This is a genomic window from Mesorhizobium sp. B283B1A, assembly GCF_020165735.1.
Lineage (GTDB): Bacteria > Pseudomonadota > Alphaproteobacteria > Rhizobiales > Rhizobiaceae > Mesorhizobium > Mesorhizobium opportunistum.
This window is the reverse complement of record NZ_JAIUIQ010000010.1, coordinates 163,656-188,369: the sequence shown is the minus strand read 5'-3', so window position 1 is coordinate 188,369 and position 24,714 is coordinate 163,656. Positions and strand designations below refer to the sequence as shown.

Sequence of the window (24,714 nt, the reverse complement as noted above, 5' to 3'; positions counted from 1 at the left end):
GTCCCCAACGACCGGGTCATAGGAGCCGGCCCCGTCCCCGGGCCGGCTCCGCCATTTCTGGCGGTCGCTTGAGCAACCTATCACCTTGGCGGCCCTGAAGATCGACCGAGCCAATGGTGTCATCCCGCCCCACCTTTCCACGAGCAGCAGGTCGAGGCACTATACGCCGTTGACTTCGCCTTCTGGATCACGGTGATGTTGGAAGTCCCGGAAGATCGATGCGAGCGCCATCGTCTGTTCAAGGCGATCGACGACGCGTTCAAGGCCGGTGACTTCGATGGCCTTGGCAAAGCCCTGGGCGGCTCACCACGCTGGTTCGACGAGCGCATGCCGTTCGAGCTTGGGCTCGGGCACCCGCTGGAATATGCGATCTATTGGAGCCCGGTCGGCTTCATCTCGACGTTGCTGGATGCGGGCTCCGATCCGAATTATCAGGATCACGGTGGCTTTCCGGCAATCATTGCAGCGCTGACCACCGAACGCACCGACCGTCTGGAAATCGTCAGACTGCTGATCGACAGTGGCGCCGATCCCAACATGCGGGGCGTGAACGACTGGACGCCGCTTCACTATTCAGTGGTCATTCGCAGCGCCGAAGCAATCCGCCTGCTTTTGGCGGCGGGCGCCGACCCGATGCTCGAAACCCGCATCGACAACTATACGACAGCCGTCGAGGAGGCCGACAATGCAGGCTTCGAAGCCGGTGCTTCATTGTTGCGTGATGCGATGGCCGGGCGCGGCTCTAGCGGACGGTGAATTGGGCTGCGATCGTCGGCAACACGGACAGGTAGGAATGCCCTCAAACCTTCTTCAGCCCCGCCTTGAAGCGTTTGCCGTTGGCGACGTAATGCGCAGCCGAGCCGCGCAGCCTGGCGACCGCCGCGTCGTCAAGCACCCTGATCGCCTTGGCCGGTGAGCCGACGATCAGCGAATTGTCCGGGAATTCCTTGCCTTCGGTGACCAGCGCGCCGGCGCCGACCAGGCAATTCCTGCCGATCTTCGCTCCGTTCAGCACGATGGCGCCCATGCCGATCAGGCTGTTGTCGCCGATCGTGCAGCCATGCAGCATCGCCCGGTGGCCGATCGTGCAGCCTTCGCCGATGGTCAGCGGAAAGCCGGGATCGGTGTGCATGACCGTATGTTCCTGCACATTGGTGTCGGCGCCGATGACAACAGGTTCATTGTCGCCGCGGATGACGACGCCGAACCAGAACCCGGCGTTGCGGCCGACGCTGATATTACCGATCAGCGTCGCATCGGGTGCGATCCAGTTCGAGCCGGCGTCCACGAAACTGGGCTCGGTTCCATCAATCGCATATAGCGGCATTTTCGGCCTCCGAATCGCATTCAGGCTGGAATGCCGGACCCTAGGAGACGGATCGTCCCTGAGGCAATGGCAAGCACGACGATGCCCAGCGCCAGGGACCAGGCAATCGCGGTGCAGCCGCACGACAAGAGCGCCATTGTCGAAATGCGGTTCTGGCGCCGGGCATCCAGGGCATCGTTGATCAGCATGAAGGGCCCGGCGCCGGCGGTCGCCGCCAGCGAGCGCAGCACATGCGAGGGCGATACATAGGGTTCCGCGAAGGCGACCTTGCGGCCTGACACCAGCTCCATCGTCGAGCCGATCAGTCCGCAGACCGTCAGTCCGACGACAAAAGCGAACAGGAAGGTTTCCATATCAGTCATCTTAACCTTCCATTTACCATGAAATCGCACAGTCGTTTCAGCAAGGCTGCAAGAGCCGTGCCGAGCGATGTGTGCCGCCGAGGGACACCCAAGGCGCATGGCAAGCTGGATCCGAGGACCGAGATGAAGCAGGCAACGATCGCCGACGGCCCCGAACTCACCGTGGTCGATTCCGTGCTGATGAAGCGGGTGTTCTACGCCTTCGCGGCGCTGGCCTTGCTGTCGATTGCCATCAGCCTTGGCGGCAAATGGTTCGGGCACTCCATCGCCATGGCCGGCTATACGGACGATCCGACCATCCATCAGGTGGTGATCGGCAACAATGTCATTGCCGTTCCGGCCAACACCATCCGGTTCGCCCAGGCCCGGCGCGACGGCATCGCCTCGCGTCTCGACCTTTATCTTCGCTATCCGCAGATGGACGGCTTCAGTGCGGCGGCGAGCGACGACTTCAATCACACCGGAACAGCCAAGAACATCATTTTCCTGTCCTTCGAACAGCAGATGATGTCGCGCGACATGAGCGGCCGGTTCGCGCCGATCTACAGTGCGCTGATCGTCCAGCCCGGCATTCCCGGGCCAGGCGGCACGACGGTCTATGGCTTCAACGAGAAGTCAGGCTATCTGAACGAGGTGCTGGTCGTCGGCAAGCGGGAGGGCAAGGACCCCTTCGTGGCGCGATGCCTGAGCGGGCCGAGCGCCGGCGAATCGCTGGCGCCCTGCGAGCGGGACATCCATGTCGGCGAGGATCTCAGCCTCACCTATCGTTTTCCGAAAGAGTTTCTCGATGATTGGCAGGCGCTCGACGCGGCAATGACGGACGAGGCCGGGCGAATCCTGAAAACCGGGCACTGACGGACAGGTGCCGAGGCCGGCCGCGCTCGACGCGGCCCGCCGTGAAACAATGCTGGCTCAGGCCAGATCGATGTCGAGGATCGCCATCGAGAAATTGTAGTCGCCGTCGTCCTCATCCTTGAAGACGATGCCGAGGAACTCTTCACCGACATAGACTTCGGCCGAATCCTCTTTGCGCGGCCGTGCCTTGACCACAAGCTTGGGGTTCTGGAAGACGCGCTTGAAATAGGCGTCCAGCTTTCTGATTTCGTCCGGCTTCAACAGTCTTCTCCGATCATCGGGCTTGCTGGTTTGAAGGGCGCTTCTGGCACGTCGACAATGGCGATGTAAAGGCAAGCCGGCTGTATTGCACCGGAAGCCGCAGCGCCGCCGGGCAATCGCAATCACGCCAGGCAGCACGCCGGCGTGGAAAATCAGATGTCGAAGCTGACCACCTGGTCCATCGTCTGCGACGGCAGCAACTGGTCCATCTGGCGCGAAGGCTGATCGCAGCCGGTCTCGCCGACGACACGGGCCGGCACGCCGGCAACGGTCTTGTTGTGCGGCACCGGTGACAGCACCACCGAGCCGGCGGCGATCTTGGAGCAGTGGCCGATCTCGATGTTGCCGAGGATCTTGGCGCCGGCGCCGATCAGCACGCCACGGCGGATCTTGGGGTGGCGGTCGCCGCCGGCCTTGCCGGTGCCGCCCAGCGTCACGCCGTGCAGGATCGATACGTCGTCCTCGATGACCGCGGTCTCGCCGACGACGAGGCCGGTGGCGTGATCGATGAAGATGCCCATGCCGATGCGCGCGGCCGGGTTGATGTCGGTCTGGAAGACCGAGGAAGAACGGCTCTGCAGGTAGAGCGCGAAATCCTTGCGGCCCTGGTTCCATAGCCAATGCGCCAGCCGATGGGTCTGGATGGCATGAAAGCCCTTGAAATAGAGAACCGGCATGATGAACCGGTCGCAGGCCGGGTCGCGATCATAATAGGCCTGGATGTCGACGCGCACCGTGGTCGGCCAGCCCTTGTCGTCGGCCAGCATCGATTTGAAAGTCTGGCGGATGAGGTCGGAGCCGATATCCTGATGGGCGAGCCGCTCGGCGATCCGGTGGATCACGGCCTCTTCCAGGCTCTCCTGATTGAGGATCGTCGAATAGAGGAAGGCGGCAAGCAGCGGATCGCGGTTGACCGCTTCCATCGCTTCGTCACGGATCGACCGCCAGATCGGATCGACCGGCTGCAACGCGCTGTGGCGGGAAATGCTGATGCTGTTCATCGACGTCTTGTCCTGCGTCCTGCTAGCTTGCCTGTGGTGCTGCCTGCTATCCGGCCGCACATATAGGCCAGATCATAGCACGATTGAACTCAATTTTCCTTAGTGCTCTGTCAAATGGATTTGGTTCGCAGGAATTCAAGCAGCCATGGAAAACGAACCCTTGATCGACAATGCAGTGAAAACCGAACTTTCGGCGCTCTACCAGGCCGAGGATCGCCACTATCACAACCTTGCCCATATCGAGGCGATGCTGGCGCTGGCTGGCGACTATCGGGGGCTGCTCGGCGACCCCCAGGCTGTCGAGGCGGCGATCTGGTTCCACGACGCCATCTACGACAGCAAGGCCAAGGACAACGAGGCCAAAAGCGCGGCGCTTGCCGAAAAATGGCTCGCGGGCCGCATCGATGCCGGGCGCATGAGCCGCATCAGCGCGATGATCCTGGCCACCGCAACGCATGAACTGCCCCAATTCGACGACGCGACGGCGACGCGGGACGCCAGCCTTTTCCTCGACATGGATTTGTCGATCCTGGGCGCCGAGTCGGATGCCTTCGACGCCTATGAATGCGCGGTTCGCCGCGAATATGCCTGGGTCGAGGAGCCGATGTGGCGTGCCGGCCGCGGCGCGGTGCTGACGAATTTCCTTGCCCGTCCGCATATCTTCCAAACGGAGGAATTTCGCCGGCGTTTCGAGCCGCAGGCCAGGCTGAACATGGCGCGGTCGCTGGAGGCGCTGCAGAAGCCTGCGTGATCGGTCCCCCTGACGCCCTTGCGTGGGCCACCTTACGTGGTTCGTGCCACCGGGATCGTATCGAACGGAGCCCCGAGAAACGCCTGGACAAGCGAGCGCTGGACATTGGTCTTGCGGTAGGCGACCCGGTGGATGGAGCTGAACGCTTAGGCCCACGGCCTGATCGCTGTGCGTGCTCGCAAAGTCGGTTCAAGACGCAAGGGGCCGGGACTGAGCCCGGCACTGGCGCGCAGCTTCAAAGCGGACTTTCGGCGTAGAACTCCAGCACGCGCTGCTTGAAGGTCTTATCCCCGACCGCCAGCATATGGTCCCTGCCCTCGATGTGAAAAGCCCTGGCGTTCGGCATCAGGGCGGCAAGCTCGTCCGGGGAACCGCCAATGTCGTCGGTGGTGCCGACGGCGATCAGCGTCGGTTGGGCGATGCGGGCAATATCGTCCTCGCTCAGGAGCTCCCGCGATTTGGCGATGCAGGCGGCAAGCGCCCGGCGGTCGCTGCGGGTCTGGTCGGCGAAGGCACGAAACGAGCGGCCGCGCGGATGGGTGGTCGTGGCCGGATCGTCGGCAAGAAGCGCCGCGGCGATCGGATCCCAGTCGCCGACACCGTCGATCATGCCGATGCCGAGGCCGCCGAAGACCAGCGTCGCCACCTTGTCCGGATCTGACAGCGCCAGGAACGCCGCGATACGCGCGCCCATCGAATAACCCATCACGTGCGCCCGTTCGATGCCGAGATGATCCAGCAGGGCGGCCGCGTCGGAGGCCATGGCGTCGGGCGTGTAGTCGGCCTCCTGATAGCTTTTGGACGACGAGCCGTGGCCTCGATTATCGAAGGCGATGGCGCGGTAACCGGCATCGTTGAGCGTCTTGAACCAGCCGGGCGACACCCAGTTGACATAATGGCTCGAAGCGAAGCCGTGGATCATCAGCACGGGATCGCCCTCGCCCGATGCCGGCTGGCGGTCGAGGAAGGCAAGATCGAACCCGTCATGGGAAAAATACTGCATCAGCGATCCGCCTGCGTATTCAACCGCCGCCGCTGGGCGCATCGCCCTTGTCGGCCGGCGGCATGCCAGGCCCCGATGCGGTGCCGATCGCCGGATGGCGCAACAGATCGCCGTCCGCGATACCGTCCCGGGCGGCCGTGCCGGCCTTGAGTTCGAGCACGAAGCGGACCGGCTCGCCGGGCGACACGATCGCCTCGGATTGCGGCTCGCCTTCCTCGATCGCCCGGATCCTGCCGTCCTGGCCGACAAAGATCAGGTCGAGCGGCATCGGCGTGTTCTTCATCCAGAAATTGACCTCGCGGGTCTCGTCGAAGACGAACAGCATGCCGTGATCGTCGGCCATGTCCTCGCGAAACATCAGCCCGGCCTCCCGCTCTGCCTCGTTATCGGCGACTTCGATCGAAAAGGAGCGTTCGCCGCTTTTCGTGACCGCGACCAGCGGTGTCGGATCGACAGGAAGGACCATCGCCCGGCCTTCGGCCGCGCTGGGTACCTGAAAATAGAAGAAAGCGCCTGCGGCGATGATGACGGCAGCAACGGCGCAGATCACGCCCGCCGTCAGCCAGTTCCTGTGAGCCATTCGAAATCCTCGGCCGGGTCGCCTAATGCGAGGCCGGCAAGGTACCCATATCGGGGTGAATTTCGGCGGCCATAAGGCCTTTGTCACCGCGCCCGAAACGGACCAGCACGACCTGTCCGGGCCGAAGCTCGGTGATGCCGTAGCGGCGCAAGGTCTCCATATGGACGAAAATGTCCTCGGTACCCTCGCCGCGGGTCAGGAAGCCAAATCCCTTGGTGCGGTTGAACCATTTGACCAAGGCACGTTCGAGCCCGCTCTCCGGCGTCACCGAGACATGGGTGCGCTGCTCCTGCATTTCCGCGGGATGGACGGCGGTGGTGACATCCATGGACAGCACGCGGAAGGCCTGCAGTCCACGCTCGCCCTGTTTGACAAGGCAGACCACGCGCGCGCCTTCCAGGGCCGTCTGGAAACCGTCTCGTCGAAGACATGTCACATGGAGGAGGATATCGCCCGAGATACCGTCATCCGGAAGGATGAACCCGTACCCCTTGGCCACATCGAACCACTTGATGGCGCCGGCTATTTCGACGAGATCGGCGGCATCGCCGCCTTCGTCGCGCGTCAAGGCGTCGCCAAGGGTATCGGCCCGCCCCGTCAAAGAGGCCTTTTCCCCCATAAGAATGCCCCCTCTTTTCAAGAACACCGCAACTGATTCTTGATACCAGATTAACACCGGCGCTTCCCGTGTGTGCAAGACCTGACGTGCCTTTTTTCACGGTTCATTGCGGGAATACCGTATTTGTTCTTTGCCGGCATCTCCGCGGCCCGACGATTGCCCTTTGAGCGACCCGACCCTATGTTGCGCCGCAACCCAACAAATCGAGGAAAACACATGCGCTATCTGCACACCATGGTCCGCGTCGCCGATGTCGATGCCTCGCTCGATTTCTACTGCAGCAAGCTCGGCCTGAAGGAAGTGCGCCGCTATGAAAACGAGCAGGGCCGCTACACGCTGATCTTTCTGGCCGCGCCGGAAGACGAGCAAAGCGGCATCAACGAGAAGGCACCGCTGGTCGAACTCACCTACAATTGGGATTCGGAGGACTACAAGGGCGGGCGCAATTTCGGCCACCTCGCCTATGAGGTCGACGACATCTATGCCACCTGCCAGCGGCTGATGGACAGCGGCGTCACCATCAATCGGCCGCCGCGTGACGGCAACATGGCCTTCGTCAGGTCACCCGACGGCATTTCCATCGAGCTTTTGCAGAAAGGTCCGGCCAAGGCCAAGGCCGAGCCCTGGGCTTCGATGGCGAACACCGGAAGCTGGTAAGCTTCCATCCGTGCCAGGCGAATATTGCCCGGCCTCTGGCGTTCGGCAACGCAGTGCCTATCTGTTCGATATCGCGCCGGCTTTGAGAACGCCGGCGCCTTGTCATGCCAATGGGCGCCCGCCGCGGAGAATCCAGTCATGCCGTCCAGCCATGCCGACGTCGCCACCGAACACGCCAGCCGCTATTTACAGCAATTGTGCAAGCACTGGGCGCATAAATTCCCCGTCGAGTTCGATCCCACCCATGGCACGATCGATCTCTCGCTCGGCCGCACCACCATGGATGCCGATCCAAGTGCGCTTCACATCGCGGTATCGACTGACGAAGCAGGTTCGCTCGAGCGCCTGGAAAGCGTCGTTGCCGACCACATAAAGCGCTTTGCCTTCCGCGAAGAGCTGAGCTTCGACTGGAAGCGGGCTCCGGCGGCGTAATCTAGTTTTTGCCGACCTGCCAAGCCATCTCCAGCAGCGCCAGCACCGAGCGCCAGTTGCGCGCGGTGCAGGGCACCTTCAGAACGCGCGGAATGAGGTTGGCAAATACTGATTTGCCGAGCCCGTCCGGCGCGCTGAGGTAGAGCACGTCTCCCTTGACTTCGAAGCGCTCGGGGCCGGTGCACTTTTCGGCGAGCCGCGCCACCTCTTCGGCGGTCGGCTCGCGCTCCAGCGCATAGGCATGGAGCTTGGTGTGGTCAGCGGCCGCTTCCGGATAGGGATTTTCGTTCACCAGCCGTTCGAACCAGGAGAGATCGCGCACCATGATGCGCGAATGAAAACCCCATTTCTTCTCGAAGGCCGCCTCGATCTGCCTGGCCAGCGTAGCGGCATCGCCCTTCCTGACCCGGAACACGGCATTGCCGCTCTGCACATAGGTGGCGACGTCGGAAAAGCCGAGATCCTCAAAGAACGTCCGCAACTCCGCCATCTTGACGATGCGGTTGCCGCCGACATTGATCCCGGAAAACAGGGCGACGAAGGTTTTTGCGGTCATATAATGAACCCCGCCAACGTCTCGTTGTCGGTGATGTCCTGATACTGGACGCCCTCGGCCTCGAAATTCGCTTTCAGCAGATCGAAATTGCGGCGATCCTTGGTTTCGATGCCGATCAGAACCGAGCCGAAATTGCGCGCCGACTTCTTCAGATATTCGAAGCGTGCAATATCGTCGTCCGGACCCAGCAGTTCGAGGAAGTCGCGCAGCGCGCCCGGCCGCTGCGGAAAGCGGATGATGAAGTATTTTTTCAGTCCCTCGAAGCGCAGCGCCCGCTCCTTAACATCCGGCAGCCGCTCGAAATCGAAATTGCCGCCCGAGACGACCGCGACAATTGTCTTGCCTCGGATCTCCTTCCTGGAAAAGTCCTTCAGCGCATCGATCGCAAGCGCGCCGGCCGGCTCGAGCACGACGCCTTCGACATTGAGCATCTCGATCATGGTGGCGCAGAGCCGGTTTTCCGGAATCAGCCGCACCGTGTCGGCGGCGAACTCCTTGAGATGCCGCAGCGGTTCGCGGCCGATCTCGGCGACCGCCGCGCCGTCGACGAAGTTGTCGACCTTGGCGAGCTTCAGCCGTTTTCCCGCCGCAAGGCTCTCGCGCAGGCTGGGCGCCCCCGCCGGCTCGCAGAAGACGAACCGCGCGTCCCGACCCTGATCGGCGAAGTAGTGCGTCACCCCGGCAGCCAGGCCCCCGCCGCCGACCGGCAGCATGACGATGTCGGGCATGCGCGCGCCCGGCATCTGGTCCGCGATCTCATAGGCGACCGTCGCCTGTCCCTCGATGATGTCCTTGTGATCGAAGGGCGGCACCATATGGGCGCCGGAGCTTTCGGTGAATTCGAATGCGGCGCGGTAGCAGTCGTCGAAGAAATCGCCGACCAGCCTGATCTCGACGAAGTCGCCGCCGAACAGCCTGGTCTTGTCGATCTTCTGCTGCGGCGTGGTCACCGGCATGAACACCACGCCCTTCCTGCCGAAATGGCGGCAGACGAACGCGAAGCCCTGCGCATGGTTGCCCGCGGAAGCGCAGACGAACAGTTCGGCCTGGTTGCCGGCGGCAAGCGCCTTGCGGAAGAAGTTGAAAGCGCCACGGATCTTATAGGACCGCACGGGGCTCAAATCCTCGCGCTTCAGCAGCACCCGCGCGCCGGTCTTTTCCGACAGGTAGTCATTCTCCTGCAGCGGCGTCTCCGGAAAAATCTGACGGATCGCGGCAGCGGCGGTGGCGACGCGCGAGGAAAAGCTGGTCATGGCAAGATCATCCCGGACCGCCCGCAGGCGAGTTAGACACAACCCTATTGCACATCCGGCAGGGCAAGACCATTGTCCGATTGGCGTCGCGCCAACTGAAACATATTCCTGTCATGACTGCAGTCACTTGAAAGCGTTTGTTGATGTCCTCTGCAAACGGTGCGGGCGCGCATCGTCGGGGCCGCTCGCGGCATCCGGCCAAGGCTCCGGGGTGCTGGCCTTGCGCGGCGTTCCAGCCCCTCCCGCCGCCGCGTTGGCTTTCGCGCAACAGTCGGAGGGCCGTCGCCGGACGCCGATGAGATTTCGGCTGGACACGACTTACTTCCGCCGCACTTTGGCCTGCTGGGGAGATATTGCGGAGGGTGGACGGCCCTTGTTTGGGCCCGGTGGAATTTTGACGTGGAATTTTGACGTGCATTTGAAGACGATTTGCATTCTTGCGCTTGCCTTGCTGGTTGCGGGCTGCGGCGGCCGCCAAACCGAGGAACTGCTCGGCAGCGCGGTCATGGCCGTACCGGTGACGGAAATCGCCGGCAACCACTCGATCTTCATTGCCACGACGCGCAAGAAATCCGATGATCCAAACAAGGTCTTCGATGGCGAACGCTCGGCGACGCTGAACTACGCGCGCGTCAACGTCACCGTGCCAGGCGTCCATCAGACCGGCCAGATCGAGCGGCGCTCGCGCGGCAAATCGAACGATCCGACCACGTATTTCATGGCCTCCGAGGTCGTCGGCTACGACACCCAGCCGAAATTCTCCAGTGCGCTCAACGCCGACATCGCCGCGCGCGGCGGCCGCGTCATGGTCTTCGTCCATGGCTACAACACCGGCTTCGACGATGCCGTCTACCGCCTGACCCAGATCGTCCATGATTCCGGTTATCCCGGCACGCCCGTGCTGTTCTCCTGGGCCTCGGGCGCCAAGACCACCGACTATGTCTACGACAAGGAAAGTGCCAGTGCCGCCCGCGACCAGCTCGAAGTGACCTTGCGCATGCTGCAGCAGTCCGGCGCACGGCGCATCGACATTGTCGCGCATTCGATGGGAACCTGGGTGACCATGGAAACGCTGCGCCAGATGGCCATCAGCGGCGACCGCGACCTCGGCGGCAAGCTCGGCGACGTTGTGCTTGCCTCGCCCGACATCGATGTCGACGTGTTCAAGAGCCAGATGCGCCGCTACGGCAAGCCGGACAAGCCGTTCATCTTGCTGTTGTCGGACGACGACCGGGCGCTCAGGCTCTCAGGCCTGATCGCCGGTGCGCGCCCACGCGTCGGCGACTACAAGGACGCCGCCGATCTTGCCTCCTATGGCGTGACGGTGGTCGATCTCTCCAAGGTCAAAGGCAGCGACAGCTTCAACCATACGAAATTCGCCGACAATCCAGCCCTGGTGAAGATGATCGGCCAGCGGCTGCGCGAGGATGACGGCTTTGCCAGTGACCGCGACGTGACCGACCGCATCAGCCTGCTTGGACAATAGATGCGGCGCAACGGATTGCGCCGTGCCCGTTCACCATTGCCGAGCCATCAATCCACTTTGAACTGGACCGCGCCGGCCTCTGGCCTTATCGGGATAGTCAGCGACGTCATGCGTCTGACGTCCCCGCTACGGGAGCCGGCGTGTGACTGTGCGTTTGAAGGGTTTGCTCGTCGTCGCATTTGCGCTCGCCATCGCCGGCTGCGCCGGCCCTACGCATGACCTCCTCAACAAGACCACCGTCGCCGCGCCAGCTTCGGACATCGCGGCTACGCATGAGATTTTTGTTGCGACGACGCGCCAGAGGGCAACGAAAGATCCGCGGCAGGTGTTCGACGGCGACCGTTCTCTGACCACCAGCTACGCCCGCGTCGACGTTACGGTCCCGAAAAGCCATCAGGTCGGCGCCATCGAGCGGGCCAAGGGGTCGGCCAACAGCAATCCGGCGAAAGATTTCACCGCCAAGGACGTCACCTACTATGAGGGCGCACCGCAATTCGCCAAAGCGGTCGGCGCCGACATCGCCATGCGCGGCGACCGCGCGCTGGTTTTCGTGCACGGGTTCAACAACGGCTTCGACGACGGCATCTACCGGCTGACGCAGATCGCCCACGATACGAAATATCCGGGCACGCCAGTGCTGTTTTCCTGGGCCTCGAGCGCCAAGACCACGGGCTATATCTACGACAAGGACAGCTCAACCGCCGCCCGTGACGATCTCGAGGCGACGCTCAGGATGCTCGCCAAGACGCGGGTCAAGAGCATCGACATCATCGCGCATTCGATGGGAACCTGGCTGACGATGGAGGCGCTGCGCCAGCTCGCCATCACCGGCGACCGCGATCTGGGCGGCAAGCTCGGTTACGTCATCCTCGCCTCGCCCGACATCGATGTCGACGTGTTCAAGAAGCAGATGATCCGTTACGGCAAGCCCGACAAGCCGTTTGCCGTGCTGCTATCGGGCGATGACCGGGCGCTCAAATTGTCTTCATTCATCTCCGGCGACAAACCGCGTGTCGGCGACTACGGCAACGCGGCCGATCTCGCCAGCTATGGTGTGTCCGTCGTCGACCTGACCAAGACCAAGGGCGGCGACGGAGGCCTCAACCACGCGAAATTTGCCGACAACCCGTTCCTGGTGCAATTGCTCGGTGACCGGCTGCGTACGCCGGCTGGCCTGGCTGCCGATGAGAACCCCGCCCAGCTTGCCAATATCGGCCAAGGCCTGGGTAAGGCCGTCGGCTCCGCCGCCGAAGTCATCATCACGACACCGTTCAAGGTGCTGACCATCGCTACCGGCGGTTAAGCAGGCCACCGGCGGCTGATCTAGACGAAAAGATCCACCTTCTGGAAGGTCGTGACGTCGATCAGGCCGACGTCGGAGATCCTGAGCTCCGGAATGACGACCAGCGCCAGTAGCGAGTGCTGCATGTAGGCGTTATTGAGGGAACAGCCCATCTTGCGCATTGCCTCGGTCAGCTTGTCCGCCTTGGCGGCGACGATCTCGGCTCGCTCGTCCGACATCAGGCCGGCGATCGGCATTTCGACCAGCGCCAGTTCCTTGCCCTTGGAGAACAGCACGACCCCGCCGCCGACCTCGCCCAGCCGGTTGACCGCCAGCGCCATGTCCTGCTTGTTGGTGCCGACGCAGATGATGTGGTGGGCGTCATGCGCCACGCTGGAAGCCATGGCGCAGTCACCCATATAGCCGAAGCCGGAGACGAAGGCGTTGGTGACGCCGCCGGTGCCCCTGTGCCGCTCGACCAGCGCGATCTGGCAGATGTCGTTGCGGCGATCCATGGCGACCAGCCCGTCCTCGACTGGAAGATCGGCCTCCAGCGCCCGCGTCGGCGCCTGGTTCTCGATGACGCCGATGACCCGCACCCGCACCTCGTTGGCGCCCTTGGGCGCCTCGATATCGAAATCGCCGGCCTTCAGCTTCTTGCCCAACTTGACGGTGTTCTTCGCCGTCTTCGGATAGTCATAGGCGGGAATATCGATGTCGAGCTTGCCGCCCTTGGCCAGCCTGACGCCGCGCGCATAGACCTCGTCGATGGTCATCGCGGCGAGATCGGAGACGATCAGCAGGTCGCCCAATCGCCCCGGCGCGATGGAACCGATCTCGCGCTCCAGCCTGAAATGCTGGGCGGTGTTGATCGTCGCCATCTGGATCGCCGTCACCGGCTTTAGCCCTTGGCTGATGGCGTGGCGCACCACCCGGTCCATGTGGCCTTCGTGGACCAGCGTGCCGGAATGGCTGTCGTCTGTGCACAATATGAAATTGCGCGGGTCGATGCCGCCTTCGGTCACCGCCTTGATCTGCGAGGCGACATCGTACCAGGCCGAGCCCAGCCGCAGCATCGCCTTCATGCCCTGGCGCACGCGGGCGATGGCGTCCTCGGCGCGCGTGCCCTCGTGGTCGTCCTCCGGGCCGCCGGCGACATAGCCGTGGAACGGCAGGCCGAGATCGCGCGAGGCATAATGCCCGCCGACCGTCTTGCCCGCCTTCACCGTCGCGGCGATCTCGCCCGACATCACCGGATCGTTGGCCGCGACACCAGGGAAATTCATCACTTCGCCGAGCCCGATGATGTTTTCCCAGCTCATCGCTTCCGCTACATCGGCGACCGTCAGTTCGGCGCCGGCGTGTTCGAGCCCCGGCGCCGAGGGCACGCAGGACGGCATCTGGACATGCACGTTGATAGGCATGGCCACCGCCTCGTCATGCATCAGCCGCACGCCGGGCAGGCCCAGCACATTGGCGATCTCGTGCGGGTCGATGAACATCGAGGTGGTGCCATGCGGGATGACGGCGCGGCAAAACTCGGTCACCGTCACCATGCCGCTCTCGACATGCATGTGCGCATCGCAGAGCCCGGGCACCAGATAGCGCCCGCCGGCGTCGACCACCTTGGTGCCCTGGCCGATGGCGTGGCTGGCATTCGGTCCGCAATAGGCGAAGCGGCCGCCGGCAATGGCGATGTCGGTGCCGGCGATGATCTCACCGGAGTGAACATTCACCCAGCGGCCGTTGCGGATGACGAGATCGGCGGGCTCGCGACCCATGGCGACGTCGACGAGATGGGTCGCCATCTCTGTCCAGGGCCTGGGTTTCGTCGCTTGCGCCGCCGGCTTCTTTGCCATGAAGGAACTCCTGTTTGCGCGACTGTGCCAAGCCCGCCTGGTTTTGACCAGCGCCAAACCGCGGATAGGGTAAGGCCTACGCAGCCTTCACGACGGCTATCGCGCCCACCCGCCAAAATCCATTCCGCGAGGCGATGGAGTTCGCCGGTCGCGGGGCTTCGGCTTGCCACCGCAGGGGTGCGGCAGGCGGCACTAGGAATCTGATTCCGTTTTGCGGCAAATCAGGTTACGTTGCCCGCAAGGATTTTTCTGGCTCTTCGTCCGGGGAGTTCGATGTACCGCCTTATCGTCGCAAGTGCCGGTCTTCTTGCAGCCCTGTCCGTGCCGGCTTTGGCAGCCGACCCGGCAGTCGACGTGCCGATGACCGCGCCCGGCTTCGACTGGACCGGCTACTATGCCGGTATGCAGGCGGGTTATGGCTGGGGCCAATCCGATATCTCCGGAACCGACGGCGGACCGTTTTCCGTCTCGCCCGACATCGACGGCGGCTTCGTCGGCGGCCACGTCGCCGGGCTGTGGCAATTCGACCAGGCGGTGATCGGCGCCGAGGCCGACCTCAACTATTCCTCCGTCGACGGGACGGCCGACCTAGGCGCGGGAAACACGTTCGGTACCGACGTCAAGTGGTTCGGGTCGGTCAATACAAAGGCCGGCTATGCCATGGACCGCGTGCTTGTCTATGGCATAGGCGGCGTCGCCTTCGCCGGCATCGAAACCTCGCAAGCCGCGGGCGCCGCCTTCTCCGAAACACGTACGAATGTCGGCTGGACCGTGGGCGCCGGCGTCGACTATGCGTTGACCGACAAATTCGTCGTCGGCGCGCAGTATCGCTACTACGATTTCGGCTCGGAGCACTTTGATGGATCCAACGGCTTCACCGACCGCGACCAAGATACGAAGCTGAACACCGTCGGCGTCAATCTGAGCTACAAGTTCTGAACATTGCCAATATCGGTCGGCGAACGACCGATATGGCGTGATTGGCAATTGCGATGAGAGGGGCGGCCGGCGCCCCCAGTGGGCGGGGGAATGGGTTGGGCCTGGTAGACGCCGGCCTCGGTGGATCAAGTCCGCCGTGCAAACACCCTACGCATTGCGCGCGGCGCGCTAAATTCCGCGATCACACCAGTATCGTTACGCCCCTTCCTCTGGGATGAGCGGCGTTCGGACTGCCAAGAACACGACTTGACGGCCTGCGTCTGGCGTCTGAAAAGGGCTGGCCTGCGGACGTGGCGGAATTGGTAGACGCAAGGGACTTAAAATCCCTCGATCTCTGATCGTACGGGTTCGATTCCCGTCGTCCGCACCATAACGTCGGCCGTTTTCTCTTGTACATACCGACCCCAGCAGCGTTTGTTGGCTCTCGTTACCGGGTTTGCATCTGCAGTCATCGTTCTGTTTGTCGTGCTGCTTTTCACCCATGCAGCCCGGGACCTCCAAAGCTCACCCAGTTATCATCGGCTATGTCGTCGGCTGCGCCGCGAGGCATAGCGCCGCCCGTCTATCACCGTTACCGCAGTTAGCGACGGAAGTTCGTACTCTGGCCTAATGCATGAATGTTGCACCTAATATTAGCAGTAACGCATGTTCTTATAGGCTGGGGCTCTCGACTTTCCCGGCATGGCCCGGCTGTTGTCTCCCCGAAGGAAAAGCAGCCGGGCCGCTTAACAGGCATTAGACCGGGGGACCAAGGTCCAGCTTGTGACAGGCCTCCAGTAGGCGCAATGTCACTGGTGAACCCGACGGCTAAGGGCCTGGATCGCGATAGTGGCGGCTCAGGCCCTTCGTCTTTCAAGCGCGATATTTGGGAAATAGAAAACCTCCGCCCACTTCACAGCAGCGCCAGAAGCTCCCCGCTCCCATAAGAATCCGCCGCAAAAACGCCCGCTTACCTAGCGGTTGCCGAATGCGTTTTCCTCGAAGACAGCTGAGAGGTCGATCTCGTCATGAAACGGAGCGTCAGGATCGAGCGCGAGCCAAGACGCATGAGATCGAAGCTCCCTGAGACGGGCATTCTTGGCGAGACGGGCTTCGCGTTCAGCCTCGAACGGCAGAGTAGCCTTTTCACCAGGGCCCATATGCACTCTCGATTGGCGCCATGTCCCTGTTTGAACGCTCGCGCCTGAATTAGGTTGCTTCCGAGCCAGCCGGCGCCATCGGGTTCAGCTTCAGATGCTGGATCAGAATAATCGTCTTGGCATCGATGATGCGGCCATCGGCAATGCAGGCCAGCGCTTCGTCGAGCGGCATTTCCAGGACTTCGATGTCCTCGCCTTCTTCAGCCGCGCCGCCTCCGGCCGAGATGCGGTCGGCGGGTGAATAGCGGGCGATGAAGAACCAGAGCCGCTCGGTGACGCTGCCTGGGCTCATATATGGCGAAAACAGCCGCTCGATATCCTTCAGCCGGTAACCGAGCTCTTCCTCGGCCTCCTTGCGGATGGCGGTCTCGGGATCGTTTTCGTCGAGCAGGCCGGCGCAGGCCTCGATCAGCGGTTCGCGGTGGCCGGTGACGTAGGCCGGATAGCGGAACTGGCGCACCAGGAGCACGGTCGAACGCTGAGGGTCGTAGGGCAGGATCACCGCGCCGTCGCCGCGATCATAGGTCTGGCGGATCTGCGTCTCCCACTGCCCGTCACGCCGGCGATAGTCGAGCACGGTCTTCTTCAGGACCGCCCAGTCGTCAGACAGAACCTCTTCCGAGCGGATGCGAACGCGATCTTCCATGGGATACCTCGGTGCTTGCTGGCGGATGCAGGCGTAGCCGCGAACCGGCGCCGGCGCAATCGGACCAGCGATTGGTCCAGTGCGCTTCACTGTCTCGTGTGTGGTATGGAAGAGGTCCGCTCCCTAAATAGCGCATTCCCCTCCCCGGAGTTTCTTCATGACGACATCGCTTTTCCAGCCGATCACGCTCGACGGGCTGACCTTCCCCAACCGCATCGCGGTGGCGCCTATGTGCCAGTATTCCGCCGAGGATGGATCGGCCAGCGACTGGCATCTCTACCACTGGATGAACCTTGCCATGTCCGGCGCCGGCATGGTCACGGTGGAGATGACCGATGTCGAGCGGCGCGGGCGTATCACCCATGGCTGCCTTGGCCTCTATTCCGAAGACAATGAAGCCGCCGCGCGGCGGACGCTGGACGCCGCCAGGCGGGTGGCCGCCCCCGGCACGAAATTCGGCGCGCAGCTTGCCCATGCCGGCCGCAAGGCCTCGAACCGCAAGCCCTGGGAGGGTGGCGGCCCGCTGCAGCCAGACGAGGATCCCTGGCAGACCGTCTCGGCCTCGGCCATCGCCTACGACAGCGGCTGGAACGTGCCGCACGCCTTGGAGGACGAGGAGATCCTGCAACTCATCGAGCGGTTCGCCGAGGCCGCGAGGCGGGCCGAACGCGCCGGCTTCGACTTCATCGAGCTGCATGCCGCGCATGGCTACCTGATCTTCCAGTTCCTGTCGCCGCTGTCCAACCAGCGCACGGACCGCTGGGGCGGCTCGCTGGAAAACCGGATGCGTCTTGTCGTCGAAATCGCCAGGGCGGTGAGACGAGCGGTGCCGAAGCTGATGCTCGGCACAAGGCTGTCGGTGAAGGACTGGGTCGATGGCGGCTTCGACGTCGAGGACGCGATCGAGGTGGCGAAAGCCCTGAAGGCCGAGGGTGTCGCTTATCTCTGCTGCTCCAGCGGCGGCAATTCGCCATTGCAGAAATTGCCCAGCGGCCCCGGCTACCAGGTGCACCTGGCGGAAGCCGTGCGCAGGGGCGCCGGTATCCCGACCCGCGCGGTCGGCCTGATCGACGATCCGAAGCAGGCCGAGACAATTATCGCCGAGGGCCGCGCCGACATGGTGGCGCTGGCGCGTGCCTTCCTCGCCGACCCGCGCTGGGGATGGCGTGCGGCCGCCACGTTCAGCGAAAAGATCCATCCGGCGCCGCAGCTCGCCCGCTCGGTGACGACGATGGAACATTGGATGAAAGCGGTGGGCTGACTGGCCCGTTTTCCTGAAACCGGCGCTCTCCTGCCCGCGATCCTGGGCAGTTCGCCCGCTTCAATTCCGGCCGCAACCTGTTACGTTGGGTAAGGCCGCGGCGGGCGCGGCCGGGCTTGGGGAGAACATCATGTCGATGAGGGCATTCTTGCCGGCAGCAGCGTTCGTGGCTGTGGCCGGGCTTTGGCTTAACGCGTCGACGCCGGCCGGCGCGCAATATTGCGAAGGTACGGTGCACGGCCTGTCCGGCCGCTACAATCTGGCGACGGGCAGCGGTTTTCTCGCCGTGCGGACGCGGCCAAACTCGTCGTCGCGGATGATCGGGCAGCTGTTCAATGGCGATCACACCGAGATCTTCGACCGGCGCGGCAATTGGTACCGGGTCGAAATCGGCGGCACGACCGGCTGGGCGAACGCGCGCTGGCTGCGCAACGATTGCGGCTACTGAGGTGGCCGCGCATGTCGCCCAAAACTGGATCCGGTTTTGGGATACGCATCACACGAAGACCGAAGCGCGTCGCAAGCGCGACGCGACTTTTGGGCGCAGGCTGAAGGCCATTTTTGCAACCAAATTGGCTGCTTTGCGTTGCGGCCATGATGGACAACAAACCTTTTGAAACGCCCGTCGTGGTCGAGTTGGGCCATGTCGGCAAATACCGGCAAATCCGCAGCGCCCAGGAGGCGGCGGAATGCCTGATGACGGTGTGGCCGCTCAATCGCGGCCCGCGCCATCGTGATGCCCTCGACACTTGCCTCAAAGTGCTGGAAGGTTATCGTTCGACAGCGGATGCGCGTCGAGCACTGATCGAGGCCGCAAGGGAATCGGAAGTGCTGGTGCCAGACGACAGACTGTCCGACGACCGGCTGCATTGAGCAGGCGGACTTTCAACCGGAGATTTTCATGGCGAAGCTGACTTACAAGATCGTCGAACATGACGGCGGCTGGGCTTACAAGGTCGGCGCTACTTTCTCGGAGACGTTTCCCACGCATCAGGACGCGTTGCGCGCAGCCGAAATCGCTTCAGCCGAGCAACAGGTGGCGGGCTCCACGGACGGCATCCAATATGAGGATGCCGAGGGCAAATGGCACGAGGAACTGGCTGATGGCCGCGATCGGCCGCAGACCGAGGTCTCCGACTGATTTCGCAGCCTATTGATATGCAACCTTAAGCCTGATCGCCTGATCGTCGCGCGCCGGCCGCGGACCTAAGGAGAGAAAAACGTCCCGCGGCCAGCACGGGGCCCCGGCTGGCTATTTGCCGCAGTACTGGTCGTTGATGTTGCCCTGGGCATTGGCATCTGGACCAGGGGTATTGAAGGCGCAGGGTCCAGTGTTGCCGTAGGTGTTCAGCCCGGAACCGTCCGCATTGATGCTTCCGGTCGTGGTCCGGTCAACGCTCGAGGAGTCTTCGTTGCCCCAGAGCCAGTTGTGGTGAAGCCAATCTTGATCGTTGGAATAGGTGCCGTCCGACGACTGCGCCATGGCAGATGTGGCGAGACCGATCGTCAGAACGGACGCTGCGAGAAGTTTCTTGTACATTGGATCACTCCATTTCGTCTTTGTCGCCTTGCGTGCGACACTCGGCAAACCGGTCATCCGCCGAATGGTTCCTTGAATTCCTTGTGAAGCGGCGGTGAAGTTGCATCACGAAATGCGTGAGCGGCCATGCGTTGGATGAAGGCCGCGACCCGTTCCGGTTCGACGAATTGGGGCATGTGGCCGACGCCGTCGACGGGTTCGAAGTCGAGCCCTTCGATCTTGCCTTGCATCGGCTCGCCATGGATGCCGATGTCGATGACGCCATCGGCGGTTCCGAAAAGGATGCCGGCGGGCATGGCGATCTCGCCATAGCGTTGCTCGATGCGGCCGAGATCGCGTTCGATGGCCACGACATCGGCGGATGTTGCCTGGAAATGGGCTGGCCGCAACCCGAGCCAGCCGCCGCCGTCGACCATGTAGTCTGCTGGAAAAGCCTGCGGGGCGAAGATGAATTCCATGGTCGGCCGCGCATATCGCAGGCTCGTCGGTATCGCGACCGTGTAGGCCATGATCCAGCGCCGGAGTGGTGATGGAATATTGAGCAAGCCGGAGTTCTCGCGCATGCCGGCTTGCATATGGGTCAACGGCGCCAGCAAGGCGATGCCCGAAATCGCTTCGGGATGTTCCACGGCCAGGGTCAGCGTGATGGCGCCGCCCAGCGAATGGCCTACCACCAGCGGCTTCTCCAAGCCCAGCGTTTCGATGAAACGCCGCACGAGCTCTGCCTGTTCGGGCAATCGGCCCGTCGCGCCGCGCGCCCGAACCGAATAGCCCGATCCCGGACGATCGAGCGCGATCAGCCGGTAGCCCGGGCCGAAATGCGCGAACAGCGTGTGGCGGAAGTGGTGGAGTTGAGCGCCAAGCCCGTGCAGGAAGACAATCGGCTGTCCATCGCCGACATCGACATAGTGAATGCGGTTGCCGTCGATCTCGATGAATTTTCCGACCGGCGGCACCAGCCTTTCGGCCTTGGCCGCGATCCACAATGTCGCCAGCACAAGGCAGCCGATGGCGAGGACCGCCAGCAGCAGCAGAACGGCCACCAGCCACGACAGAATCGACAGGAGCATCGTTCACCCGGATCAGAACGAGGTCAGCTTAGCTGCATCCGGTCGCGCCGCAACCTCGCGTCGAAGCGGACCGGATATTGCCGGATATCATCGCTCGGCCGGCATTGCCGACAGCCGCGTGCCGCGCTATTTCAGGCGACCCGTCCTGCCGGAGCCTTCCATGCCTGAAATCGTGACCGCCGCCATGCTTGTCATCGGCGATGAGATTCTGTCCGGCCGCACCAAAGACAAGAACATCGGCCACCTCGCCGACATCATGACGGCTATCGGCATCGACCTGAAGGAAGTGCGCATCGTTCCCGACGAAGAGGAAGAGATCGTCGCGGCGGTGAATGCGGTGCGCGCACGCTACACCTATGTGTTCACCACCGGCGGCATCGGCCCGACCCATGACGACATCACCGCCGATTCGATCGCCAAGGCGTTCGGCGTGCCCTGCGAATACGATGCCAAGGCCTATGCGCTGCTGGAAGCGAGCTATGCCGAGCGCGGCATCGAATACACCGAGGCACGCAAGCGCATGTCAAGAATGCCGCGCGGCGCCGACCATATCGACAACCCGGTGTCCGTGGCGCCCGGCTTCCGCATCGGCAACGTCCACGTCATGGCCGGCGTGCCCTCGATCTTCCAGGCCATGCTCGACAATGTCGTGCCGACGCTGAGAGCCGGTACGAAGATGCTGTCGGCGACCGTGCACTGTCCGTTTGGCGAAGGCCTTGTCGGCGGACCGTTGGGCGATATCCAGAAAGCGCATCCGGACACCATCATCGGCTCCTATCCGAAATATGGCGACGGCAAGTTCTGGACCGAACTGGTCGTGCGCGCCCGCAGCCAGGACGCGCTTGACGCCGCGCGCGCCGATGTCGAGGCGATGGTCGCGGGTTTCGCCGCCAAGGCAGGCTGATCCGCGCTATCTCCTTGTTTTGACGCAGTTCCCGTTTGGCGCAATTCTCCCAGGGGACGGCTCCAGCCGGAACCAAGCAAGACATCGCGGCGTTTCCCTGCACGCGAGATCGAACGCCTCGCCAGATTGAGGGATCGCCATGCGTTTCAAGACCATCGTTGCCATTCTGCAGAACGAGCAAGACGCCGAGCGCGTGCTTGATTGCGCCATTCCGCTCTCCAGCCGTTTCCAGAGCCATCTGATCGGCATCCACGCCGAGGCGCTTCCGGTGCCCTACACATCGGCGACCGGCTTTCCGGATACCGAGTTCCTGCAGGTGTCGGCCGACATGAACCGGGAGCGCGCCGACAAGCTGCAGGCCGTCTTCCTCAGGCGCATCGAGGATTCCGGCCTTTCTTTCGAATGGCGCAGCCTGGAGAGCTTCTCCGGCGACAGCGCGCTGACCGGCATTTCGACGGTGCGCGCCGCCGATCTTATTGTCGCCGCCCAGCGCGACACCGGGGGCGATCCGGGCGCGGATGTCGACACGCTGGTCTATGATGCCGGACGACCGGTGCTTGTGGTGCCGCATGCAGGGCCGCTGGTCACCACCTTCAAGCACGTGCTGCTTGCCTGGAACGGCAGCAAGGAGGCTGCGCGCGCCGCCTTCGACGCCCTGCCCTTCATCATCGAGGCGGAGAAAACCGACATATTGGTCATCGATCCGCCCGAAACACTCGACGAAAGCCCGGAAGCCGCCGGTGCCGAGATCGCGTCGGCCCTGTCACGCCACGGTGCCACGGTCAGCGTCTCGGTGCAGAAATCGGGCGGCACGTCGGTCGACGACATGATCCAGAACAGGATCGCCGAGACCGGCGCCGATCTTCTGGTTCTCGGCGCCTACAGTCACTCGTGGCTGCGCCAGCTCCTGTTCGGCGGCGTGACGCGCACGGTGTTGCGCACAACGCAGGTGGCGGCCTTCCTGTCGCGATAAGTCCACAGCGATCACTGCCGACCGCCCTTGCCAAGCCCAAGGTTTTCCAGTTAATTCCGCGCGCATTCCCCTGTTTTCTCGCACGCGGTCCTCGCGTGCTGCGGAGTGCGCGAGACATGTCCCTTCCCGAAAAAGCTTTCCCGGTCTCCTGGGACCAGTTCCACCGCGACGCCCGCGCGCTTGCCTGGCGGCTTGCCGGCACCAACAAGGGTCAATGGAAGGCCATCGTCTGCATCACGCGCGGCGGACTGGTGCCCGCGGCGATCATCTCGCGCGAACTCGGCATCCGCGTCATCGAAACGGTCTGCGTCGCCTCCTATCACGACTACACCAGCCAGGGGCAGTTGCAGGTGCTCAAGGAAGTCACGCCGGCTCTGCTGGCCGACGATGGCGTCGGCGTGCTGATCATCGACGACCTGACCGATACCGGCAAGACCGCCGGCATCGTGCGGGCAATGATGCCGAAGGCCCACTTCGCCACTGTCTACGCCAAGCCCAAGGGCCGGCCGCTGGTGGATACTTTCGTCACCGAGGTCAGCCAGGACACCTGGATCTATTTCCCCTGGGATATGGGCTTCACCTATCAGAAGCCGATCGCCGACGATCACGCAGGCTGATTCGCAGAACAAACTCTCATTCTACTCGGCACGAGTTCGGCAAGTGCCTTTTGCTGCCAAATAGGCAGCTGAAGGTACAATATTTTGTGGGATCAGGGGGCGATGGCGCAATTTTTACCGGTCCATATGAAGTTTTTTACTTTTATAGATTACGATTCGCCGTAAGATTCGTGAGACGGCAAACGATTCTGGAGGCTGGGGCTAGCTTCTCCGATGTTGACGAGGCCAACGACGCACAACCATCTGGCCGAAAGGGTCCGGCGACTCTTCGGCACTGCGCCGTGCCGTCTGCAGGTTGCCGCCCTGCCCTGGCGCGATACCGGGAACGGTGTCGAGATCATGCTGATCACCAGCCGCGACACCGGCCGCTGGGTGCTGCCCAAGGGCTGGCCGGAGGCCAGGGAGCCGCTTTGCGAGGCGGCAGCGCGCGAGGCCGGCGAGGAAGCCGGATTGCGCGGAACCGTCTCCCATCTCGAAGCCGGCCGCTACTTTTATGCCAAGGTGCTGGCTTCGGGTGAAGAAGTGCCCTGCGAGGTGCTGGTGTTTCCGCTGCACGTCGAAAAGATCGCCGACCGCTGGAAGGAAAAGCGCGCCCGCACCCGCAAATGGGTCAGTTCCGGCGAAGCGGTGCGCATGGTCAACGAACCGGACCTCTGCCAGATCATCGCCTATTTCTGCGCCGACCCGCACAGGTTCTCCTAACCCACCCCTTGCGCGTGCATCATGGCCGATTCACAACCTTGTGGTTGTGCCAATGAATGGTTTGCTAATTTTTCTCCGCTACAAATCGATCAATCTGGCGTTTGATTGATGATGAAGCCCGTAGACAACCTTCAGCAAGGTCCCGGCGAGCCGCAGCGCGAGCATCGTCCGCGCGTGCTCAAGGGCGGAACTATCATCACCGGCATTCAAAACTCGGAAGTCGGCGTTACCGTGCGCAATCAGCATGCGGGCGGCGCCGAGTTGAAGGTACCGCTCGAGTCCCGGGTTCCGGATCGTTTCCTTCTCTATGTGCCGCTCGACGGCGTCGCCTATCGCTGCGAGGTCCGCTGGCGCCGCAACGACCGGATTGGCGTGAAGTTCACCGGCATCGAGCCAAAGCCGAAGTTGCACTACGGCTGATTTTTCGGGGCTGGCGCTTTTGCTGTGAGCTGAAGCGTTTTCGAGTGCCGTCGCGCCGACCATCGGCGGCGCGCATCCCGTCGCCGGAAAGATAGTGATCGCGGCGGGTCAATCTGTCCCCGTTATCCACATATGTGACACACAAGATGTTGGGGTCACAAAAGCTACGCAAACGAATCCTTGACGGCGCAAAACGAGTCGCCTTTTATAGGCCATGTG

At 62.8% G+C, this 24,714-nt stretch carries 30 protein-coding genes and 1 tRNA gene; 18 read left to right on the top strand and 13 right to left on the bottom strand.

Translation table 11 applies throughout. The annotated features are described in order from the left end of the window. The first annotated feature begins 195 nt into the window (after positions 1 to 195). Positions 196 to 756, top strand: coding sequence for an ankyrin repeat domain-containing protein (locus LB577_RS11415; protein WP_224686779.1), 561 nt, complete (start codon positions 196 to 198; stop codon positions 754 to 756). 43 nt (positions 757 to 799) lie between these two features. Here the strand turns inward: LB577_RS11415 and LB577_RS11410 are convergent, their stop codons facing one another. Together LB577_RS11410 and LB577_RS11405 are read right to left on the bottom strand one after the other, a co-directional pair. Beyond that, the gene (locus LB577_RS11410) at positions 800 to 1,327 is read right to left on the bottom strand and encodes a gamma carbonic anhydrase family protein (protein WP_224686778.1); all 528 of its coding nucleotides are present in this window, start codon (positions 1,325 to 1,327) and stop codon (positions 800 to 802) included. Positions 1,328 to 1,347: 20 nt separating this feature from the next. Beyond that, positions 1,348 to 1,689, bottom strand: a complete 342-nt coding sequence (locus LB577_RS11405; RefSeq protein ID WP_023776214.1) for a DUF6949 family protein — start codon at positions 1,687 to 1,689, stop codon at positions 1,348 to 1,350. A gap of 123 nt (positions 1,690 to 1,812) precedes the next feature. On the opposite strand from LB577_RS11405, the gene LB577_RS11400 reads away from it, so the two are divergent. Further along, the gene (locus LB577_RS11400) at positions 1,813 to 2,544 is read left to right on the top strand and encodes a hypothetical protein (RefSeq protein ID WP_224686777.1); all 732 of its coding nucleotides are present in this window, start codon (positions 1,813 to 1,815) and stop codon (positions 2,542 to 2,544) included. 57 nt (positions 2,545 to 2,601) lie between these two features. On the opposite strand, the gene LB577_RS11395 is transcribed toward LB577_RS11400, so the two are convergent. Next, the gene (locus tag LB577_RS11395) at positions 2,602 to 2,805 is read right to left on the bottom strand and encodes a DUF3126 family protein (RefSeq protein ID WP_023764279.1); all 204 of its coding nucleotides are present in this window, start codon (positions 2,803 to 2,805) and stop codon (positions 2,602 to 2,604) included. A 152-nt stretch (positions 2,806 to 2,957) separates the two neighbouring features. Continuing rightward, the gene (gene cysE / locus LB577_RS11390; RefSeq protein ID WP_013895783.1) at positions 2,958 to 3,806 is read right to left on the bottom strand and encodes a serine O-acetyltransferase; all 849 of its coding nucleotides are present in this window, start codon (positions 3,804 to 3,806) and stop codon (positions 2,958 to 2,960) included. Between the two features lie 145 nt (positions 3,807 to 3,951). On the opposite strand from cysE, the gene LB577_RS11385 reads away from it, so the two are divergent. Continuing rightward, positions 3,952 to 4,557 carry a hypothetical protein gene (locus LB577_RS11385; RefSeq protein WP_224686776.1) on the top strand — a complete coding sequence of 202 codons (606 nt, stop codon included), beginning with the start codon at positions 3,952 to 3,954 and terminating at the stop codon, positions 4,555 to 4,557. 235 nt (positions 4,558 to 4,792) lie between these two features. On the opposite strand, the gene LB577_RS11380 is transcribed toward LB577_RS11385, so the two are convergent. The 3 genes from LB577_RS11380 to LB577_RS11370 are packed head-to-tail and all read right to left on the bottom strand — an operon-like array spanning position 4,793 to position 6,759. Next, positions 4,793 to 5,560 (bottom strand): alpha/beta fold hydrolase, encoded by a 768-nt coding sequence (locus tag LB577_RS11380; RefSeq protein ID WP_224686775.1) that lies wholly within the window; start codon positions 5,558 to 5,560, stop codon positions 4,793 to 4,795. 19 nt (positions 5,561 to 5,579) lie between these two features. Then, the gene (locus LB577_RS11375; protein ID WP_224686774.1) at positions 5,580 to 6,140 is read right to left on the bottom strand and encodes a DUF192 domain-containing protein; all 561 of its coding nucleotides are present in this window, start codon (positions 6,138 to 6,140) and stop codon (positions 5,580 to 5,582) included. A gap of 22 nt (positions 6,141 to 6,162) precedes the next feature. Further along, a complete protein-coding gene (locus LB577_RS11370; RefSeq protein ID WP_031249706.1) occupies positions 6,163 to 6,759 on the bottom strand; it encodes a cold-shock protein in 597 nt (198 codons plus the stop codon). A gap of 216 nt (positions 6,760 to 6,975) precedes the next feature. On the opposite strand from LB577_RS11370, the gene gloA reads away from it, so the two are divergent. Together gloA and LB577_RS11360 are read left to right on the top strand one after the other, a co-directional pair. Beyond that, positions 6,976 to 7,416, top strand: a complete 441-nt coding sequence (gene gloA / locus LB577_RS11365; protein WP_224686773.1) for a lactoylglutathione lyase — start codon at positions 6,976 to 6,978, stop codon at positions 7,414 to 7,416. Between the two features lie 138 nt (positions 7,417 to 7,554). Continuing rightward, the gene (locus LB577_RS11360) at positions 7,555 to 7,848 is read left to right on the top strand and encodes a DUF2218 domain-containing protein (protein WP_224686772.1); all 294 of its coding nucleotides are present in this window, start codon (positions 7,555 to 7,557) and stop codon (positions 7,846 to 7,848) included. A gap of 1 nt (position 7,849) precedes the next feature. On the opposite strand, the gene LB577_RS11355 is transcribed toward LB577_RS11360, so the two are convergent. Further along, positions 7,850 to 8,404, bottom strand: coding sequence for a DUF1697 domain-containing protein (locus LB577_RS11355; RefSeq protein WP_224686771.1), 555 nt, complete (start codon positions 8,402 to 8,404; stop codon positions 7,850 to 7,852). Next, on the bottom strand, positions 8,401 to 9,657 hold the full coding sequence (gene ilvA, locus LB577_RS11350) for a threonine ammonia-lyase IlvA (protein ID WP_224686770.1): 1,257 nt from the start codon (positions 9,655 to 9,657) through the stop codon (positions 8,401 to 8,403). Before ilvA ends, LB577_RS11355 begins: the two co-directional genes overlap by 4 nt. Before the next feature lie 412 nt (positions 9,658 to 10,069). On the opposite strand from ilvA, the gene LB577_RS11345 reads away from it, so the two are divergent. Both LB577_RS11345 and LB577_RS11340 read left to right on the top strand, forming a co-directional pair. Beyond that, entirely contained in the window at positions 10,070 to 11,143 is a 1,074-nt protein-coding gene (locus LB577_RS11345; protein ID WP_224686769.1) for an alpha/beta hydrolase, read from the top strand. 142 nt (positions 11,144 to 11,285) lie between these two features. Further along, positions 11,286 to 12,446, top strand: coding sequence for an alpha/beta hydrolase (locus LB577_RS11340; protein WP_224686768.1), 1,161 nt, complete (start codon positions 11,286 to 11,288; stop codon positions 12,444 to 12,446). 20 nt (positions 12,447 to 12,466) lie between these two features. Here the strand turns inward: LB577_RS11340 and ade are convergent, their stop codons facing one another. After that, complete coding sequence (gene ade / locus LB577_RS11335) at positions 12,467 to 14,284, bottom strand: adenine deaminase (protein ID WP_224686767.1); 1,818 nt, start codon at positions 14,282 to 14,284, stop codon at positions 12,467 to 12,469. A 273-nt stretch (positions 14,285 to 14,557) separates the two neighbouring features. Here ade and LB577_RS11330 point away from each other — a divergent pair, with 273 nt between their 5' ends. Continuing rightward, positions 14,558 to 15,223 (top strand): outer membrane protein, encoded by a 666-nt coding sequence (locus tag LB577_RS11330; protein WP_224686766.1) that lies wholly within the window; start codon positions 14,558 to 14,560, stop codon positions 15,221 to 15,223. Between the two features lie 284 nt (positions 15,224 to 15,507). Then, positions 15,508 to 15,593, top strand: a tRNA-Leu gene (locus LB577_RS11325). Between the two features lie 818 nt (positions 15,594 to 16,411). Here LB577_RS11325 and LB577_RS11320 read toward each other — a convergent pair. Then, a complete protein-coding gene (locus LB577_RS11320) occupies positions 16,412 to 17,008 on the bottom strand; it encodes an NUDIX domain-containing protein (RefSeq protein ID WP_224686765.1) in 597 nt (198 codons plus the stop codon). A 157-nt stretch (positions 17,009 to 17,165) separates the two neighbouring features. On the opposite strand from LB577_RS11320, the gene LB577_RS11315 reads away from it, so the two are divergent. From LB577_RS11315 to LB577_RS11300, 4 genes are all read left to right on the top strand, one after another. Next, complete coding sequence (locus tag LB577_RS11315) at positions 17,166 to 18,269, top strand: NADH:flavin oxidoreductase/NADH oxidase (protein WP_224686764.1); 1,104 nt, start codon at positions 17,166 to 17,168, stop codon at positions 18,267 to 18,269. Positions 18,270 to 18,399: 130 nt separating this feature from the next. Next, positions 18,400 to 18,717 (top strand): SH3 domain-containing protein, encoded by a 318-nt coding sequence (locus tag LB577_RS11310; protein ID WP_023776228.1) that lies wholly within the window; start codon positions 18,400 to 18,402, stop codon positions 18,715 to 18,717. A gap of 146 nt (positions 18,718 to 18,863) precedes the next feature. After that, on the top strand, positions 18,864 to 19,142 hold the full coding sequence (locus tag LB577_RS11305) for a DUF982 domain-containing protein (protein WP_013895801.1): 279 nt from the start codon (positions 18,864 to 18,866) through the stop codon (positions 19,140 to 19,142). 28 nt (positions 19,143 to 19,170) lie between these two features. Next, on the top strand, positions 19,171 to 19,410 hold the full coding sequence (locus tag LB577_RS11300; RefSeq protein WP_013895802.1) for a DUF2188 domain-containing protein: 240 nt from the start codon (positions 19,171 to 19,173) through the stop codon (positions 19,408 to 19,410). Between the two features lie 111 nt (positions 19,411 to 19,521). On the opposite strand, the gene LB577_RS11295 is transcribed toward LB577_RS11300, so the two are convergent. Both LB577_RS11295 and LB577_RS11290 read right to left on the bottom strand, forming a co-directional pair. Next, positions 19,522 to 19,809, bottom strand: coding sequence for a hypothetical protein (locus LB577_RS11295; protein WP_023764231.1), 288 nt, complete (start codon positions 19,807 to 19,809; stop codon positions 19,522 to 19,524). A 53-nt stretch (positions 19,810 to 19,862) separates the two neighbouring features. Continuing rightward, entirely contained in the window at positions 19,863 to 20,879 is a 1,017-nt protein-coding gene (locus tag LB577_RS11290) for an alpha/beta fold hydrolase (protein WP_224686763.1), read from the bottom strand. 160 nt (positions 20,880 to 21,039) lie between these two features. Here LB577_RS11290 and LB577_RS11285 point away from each other — a divergent pair, with 160 nt between their 5' ends. The 5 genes from LB577_RS11285 (at position 21,040) to LB577_RS11265 (ending at position 24,495) form a co-directional block, all read left to right on the top strand. Continuing rightward, on the top strand, positions 21,040 to 21,783 hold the full coding sequence (locus LB577_RS11285; protein WP_224686762.1) for a competence/damage-inducible protein A: 744 nt from the start codon (positions 21,040 to 21,042) through the stop codon (positions 21,781 to 21,783). 139 nt (positions 21,784 to 21,922) lie between these two features. Then, positions 21,923 to 22,756, top strand: a complete 834-nt coding sequence (locus LB577_RS11280; RefSeq protein WP_023764228.1) for a universal stress protein — start codon at positions 21,923 to 21,925, stop codon at positions 22,754 to 22,756. 116 nt (positions 22,757 to 22,872) lie between these two features. Then, the gene (gene gpt / locus LB577_RS11275; RefSeq protein WP_013895807.1) at positions 22,873 to 23,373 is read left to right on the top strand and encodes a xanthine phosphoribosyltransferase; all 501 of its coding nucleotides are present in this window, start codon (positions 22,873 to 22,875) and stop codon (positions 23,371 to 23,373) included. Between the two features lie 213 nt (positions 23,374 to 23,586). After that, a complete protein-coding gene (locus LB577_RS11270) occupies positions 23,587 to 24,075 on the top strand; it encodes an NUDIX hydrolase (RefSeq protein WP_224686761.1) in 489 nt (162 codons plus the stop codon). Positions 24,076 to 24,183: 108 nt separating this feature from the next. Continuing rightward, positions 24,184 to 24,495 (top strand): PilZ domain-containing protein, encoded by a 312-nt coding sequence (locus tag LB577_RS11265; protein WP_023764226.1) that lies wholly within the window; start codon positions 24,184 to 24,186, stop codon positions 24,493 to 24,495. The last annotated feature ends 219 nt before the right edge of the window (positions 24,496 to 24,714 follow it).

Bases quoted from the DNA above. Each gene is read 5' to 3' on its own strand.
- gloA (WP_224686773.1), top strand. From the start codon at position 6,976: ATGCGCTATCTGCACACCATGGTCCGCGTCGCCGATGTCGATGCCTCG.
- LB577_RS11355 (WP_224686771.1), bottom strand. From the start codon at position 8,404: ATGACCGCAAAAACCTTCGTCGCCCTGTTTTCCGGGATCAATGTCGGC.
- ilvA (WP_224686770.1), bottom strand. From the start codon at position 9,657: ATGACCAGCTTTTCCTCGCGCGTCGCCACCGCCGCTGCCGCGATCCGT.
- LB577_RS11360 (WP_224686772.1), top strand. From the start codon at position 7,555: ATGCCGTCCAGCCATGCCGACGTCGCCACCGAACACGCCAGCCGCTAT.
- LB577_RS11300 (WP_013895802.1), top strand. From the start codon at position 19,171: ATGGCGAAGCTGACTTACAAGATCGTCGAACATGACGGCGGCTGGGCT.
- LB577_RS11285 (WP_224686762.1), top strand. From the start codon at position 21,040: ATGCCTGAAATCGTGACCGCCGCCATGCTTGTCATCGGCGATGAGATT.
- LB577_RS11405 (WP_023776214.1), bottom strand. From the start codon at position 1,689: ATGACTGATATGGAAACCTTCCTGTTCGCTTTTGTCGTCGGACTGACG.
- LB577_RS11280 (WP_023764228.1), top strand. From the start codon at position 21,923: ATGCGTTTCAAGACCATCGTTGCCATTCTGCAGAACGAGCAAGACGCC.
- LB577_RS11320 (WP_224686765.1), bottom strand. From the start codon at position 17,008: ATGGAAGATCGCGTTCGCATCCGCTCGGAAGAGGTTCTGTCTGACGAC.
- LB577_RS11290 (WP_224686763.1), bottom strand. From the start codon at position 20,879: ATGCTCCTGTCGATTCTGTCGTGGCTGGTGGCCGTTCTGCTGCTGCTG.
- LB577_RS11415 (WP_224686779.1), top strand. From the start codon at position 196: ATGTTGGAAGTCCCGGAAGATCGATGCGAGCGCCATCGTCTGTTCAAG.
- LB577_RS11310 (WP_023776228.1), top strand. From the start codon at position 18,400: ATGTCGATGAGGGCATTCTTGCCGGCAGCAGCGTTCGTGGCTGTGGCC.
- LB577_RS11315 (WP_224686764.1), top strand. From the start codon at position 17,166: ATGACGACATCGCTTTTCCAGCCGATCACGCTCGACGGGCTGACCTTC.
- LB577_RS11375 (WP_224686774.1), bottom strand. From the start codon at position 6,140: ATGGCTCACAGGAACTGGCTGACGGCGGGCGTGATCTGCGCCGTTGCT.
- LB577_RS11385 (WP_224686776.1), top strand. From the start codon at position 3,952: ATGGAAAACGAACCCTTGATCGACAATGCAGTGAAAACCGAACTTTCG.
- LB577_RS11330 (WP_224686766.1), top strand. From the start codon at position 14,558: ATGTACCGCCTTATCGTCGCAAGTGCCGGTCTTCTTGCAGCCCTGTCC.
- cysE (WP_013895783.1), bottom strand. From the start codon at position 3,806: ATGAACAGCATCAGCATTTCCCGCCACAGCGCGTTGCAGCCGGTCGAT.
- LB577_RS11295 (WP_023764231.1), bottom strand. From the start codon at position 19,809: ATGTACAAGAAACTTCTCGCAGCGTCCGTTCTGACGATCGGTCTCGCC.
- LB577_RS11380 (WP_224686775.1), bottom strand. From the start codon at position 5,560: ATGCAGTATTTTTCCCATGACGGGTTCGATCTTGCCTTCCTCGACCGC.
- LB577_RS11410 (WP_224686778.1), bottom strand. From the start codon at position 1,327: ATGCCGCTATATGCGATTGATGGAACCGAGCCCAGTTTCGTGGACGCC.
- LB577_RS11270 (WP_224686761.1), top strand. From the start codon at position 23,587: ATGTTGACGAGGCCAACGACGCACAACCATCTGGCCGAAAGGGTCCGG.
- LB577_RS11400 (WP_224686777.1), top strand. From the start codon at position 1,813: ATGAAGCAGGCAACGATCGCCGACGGCCCCGAACTCACCGTGGTCGAT.
- LB577_RS11370 (WP_031249706.1), bottom strand. From the start codon at position 6,759: ATGGGGGAAAAGGCCTCTTTGACGGGGCGGGCCGATACCCTTGGCGAC.
- ade (WP_224686767.1), bottom strand. From the start codon at position 14,284: ATGGCAAAGAAGCCGGCGGCGCAAGCGACGAAACCCAGGCCCTGGACA.
- LB577_RS11305 (WP_013895801.1), top strand. From the start codon at position 18,864: ATGATGGACAACAAACCTTTTGAAACGCCCGTCGTGGTCGAGTTGGGC.
- gpt (WP_013895807.1), top strand. From the start codon at position 22,873: ATGTCCCTTCCCGAAAAAGCTTTCCCGGTCTCCTGGGACCAGTTCCAC.
- LB577_RS11265 (WP_023764226.1), top strand. From the start codon at position 24,184: ATGATGAAGCCCGTAGACAACCTTCAGCAAGGTCCCGGCGAGCCGCAG.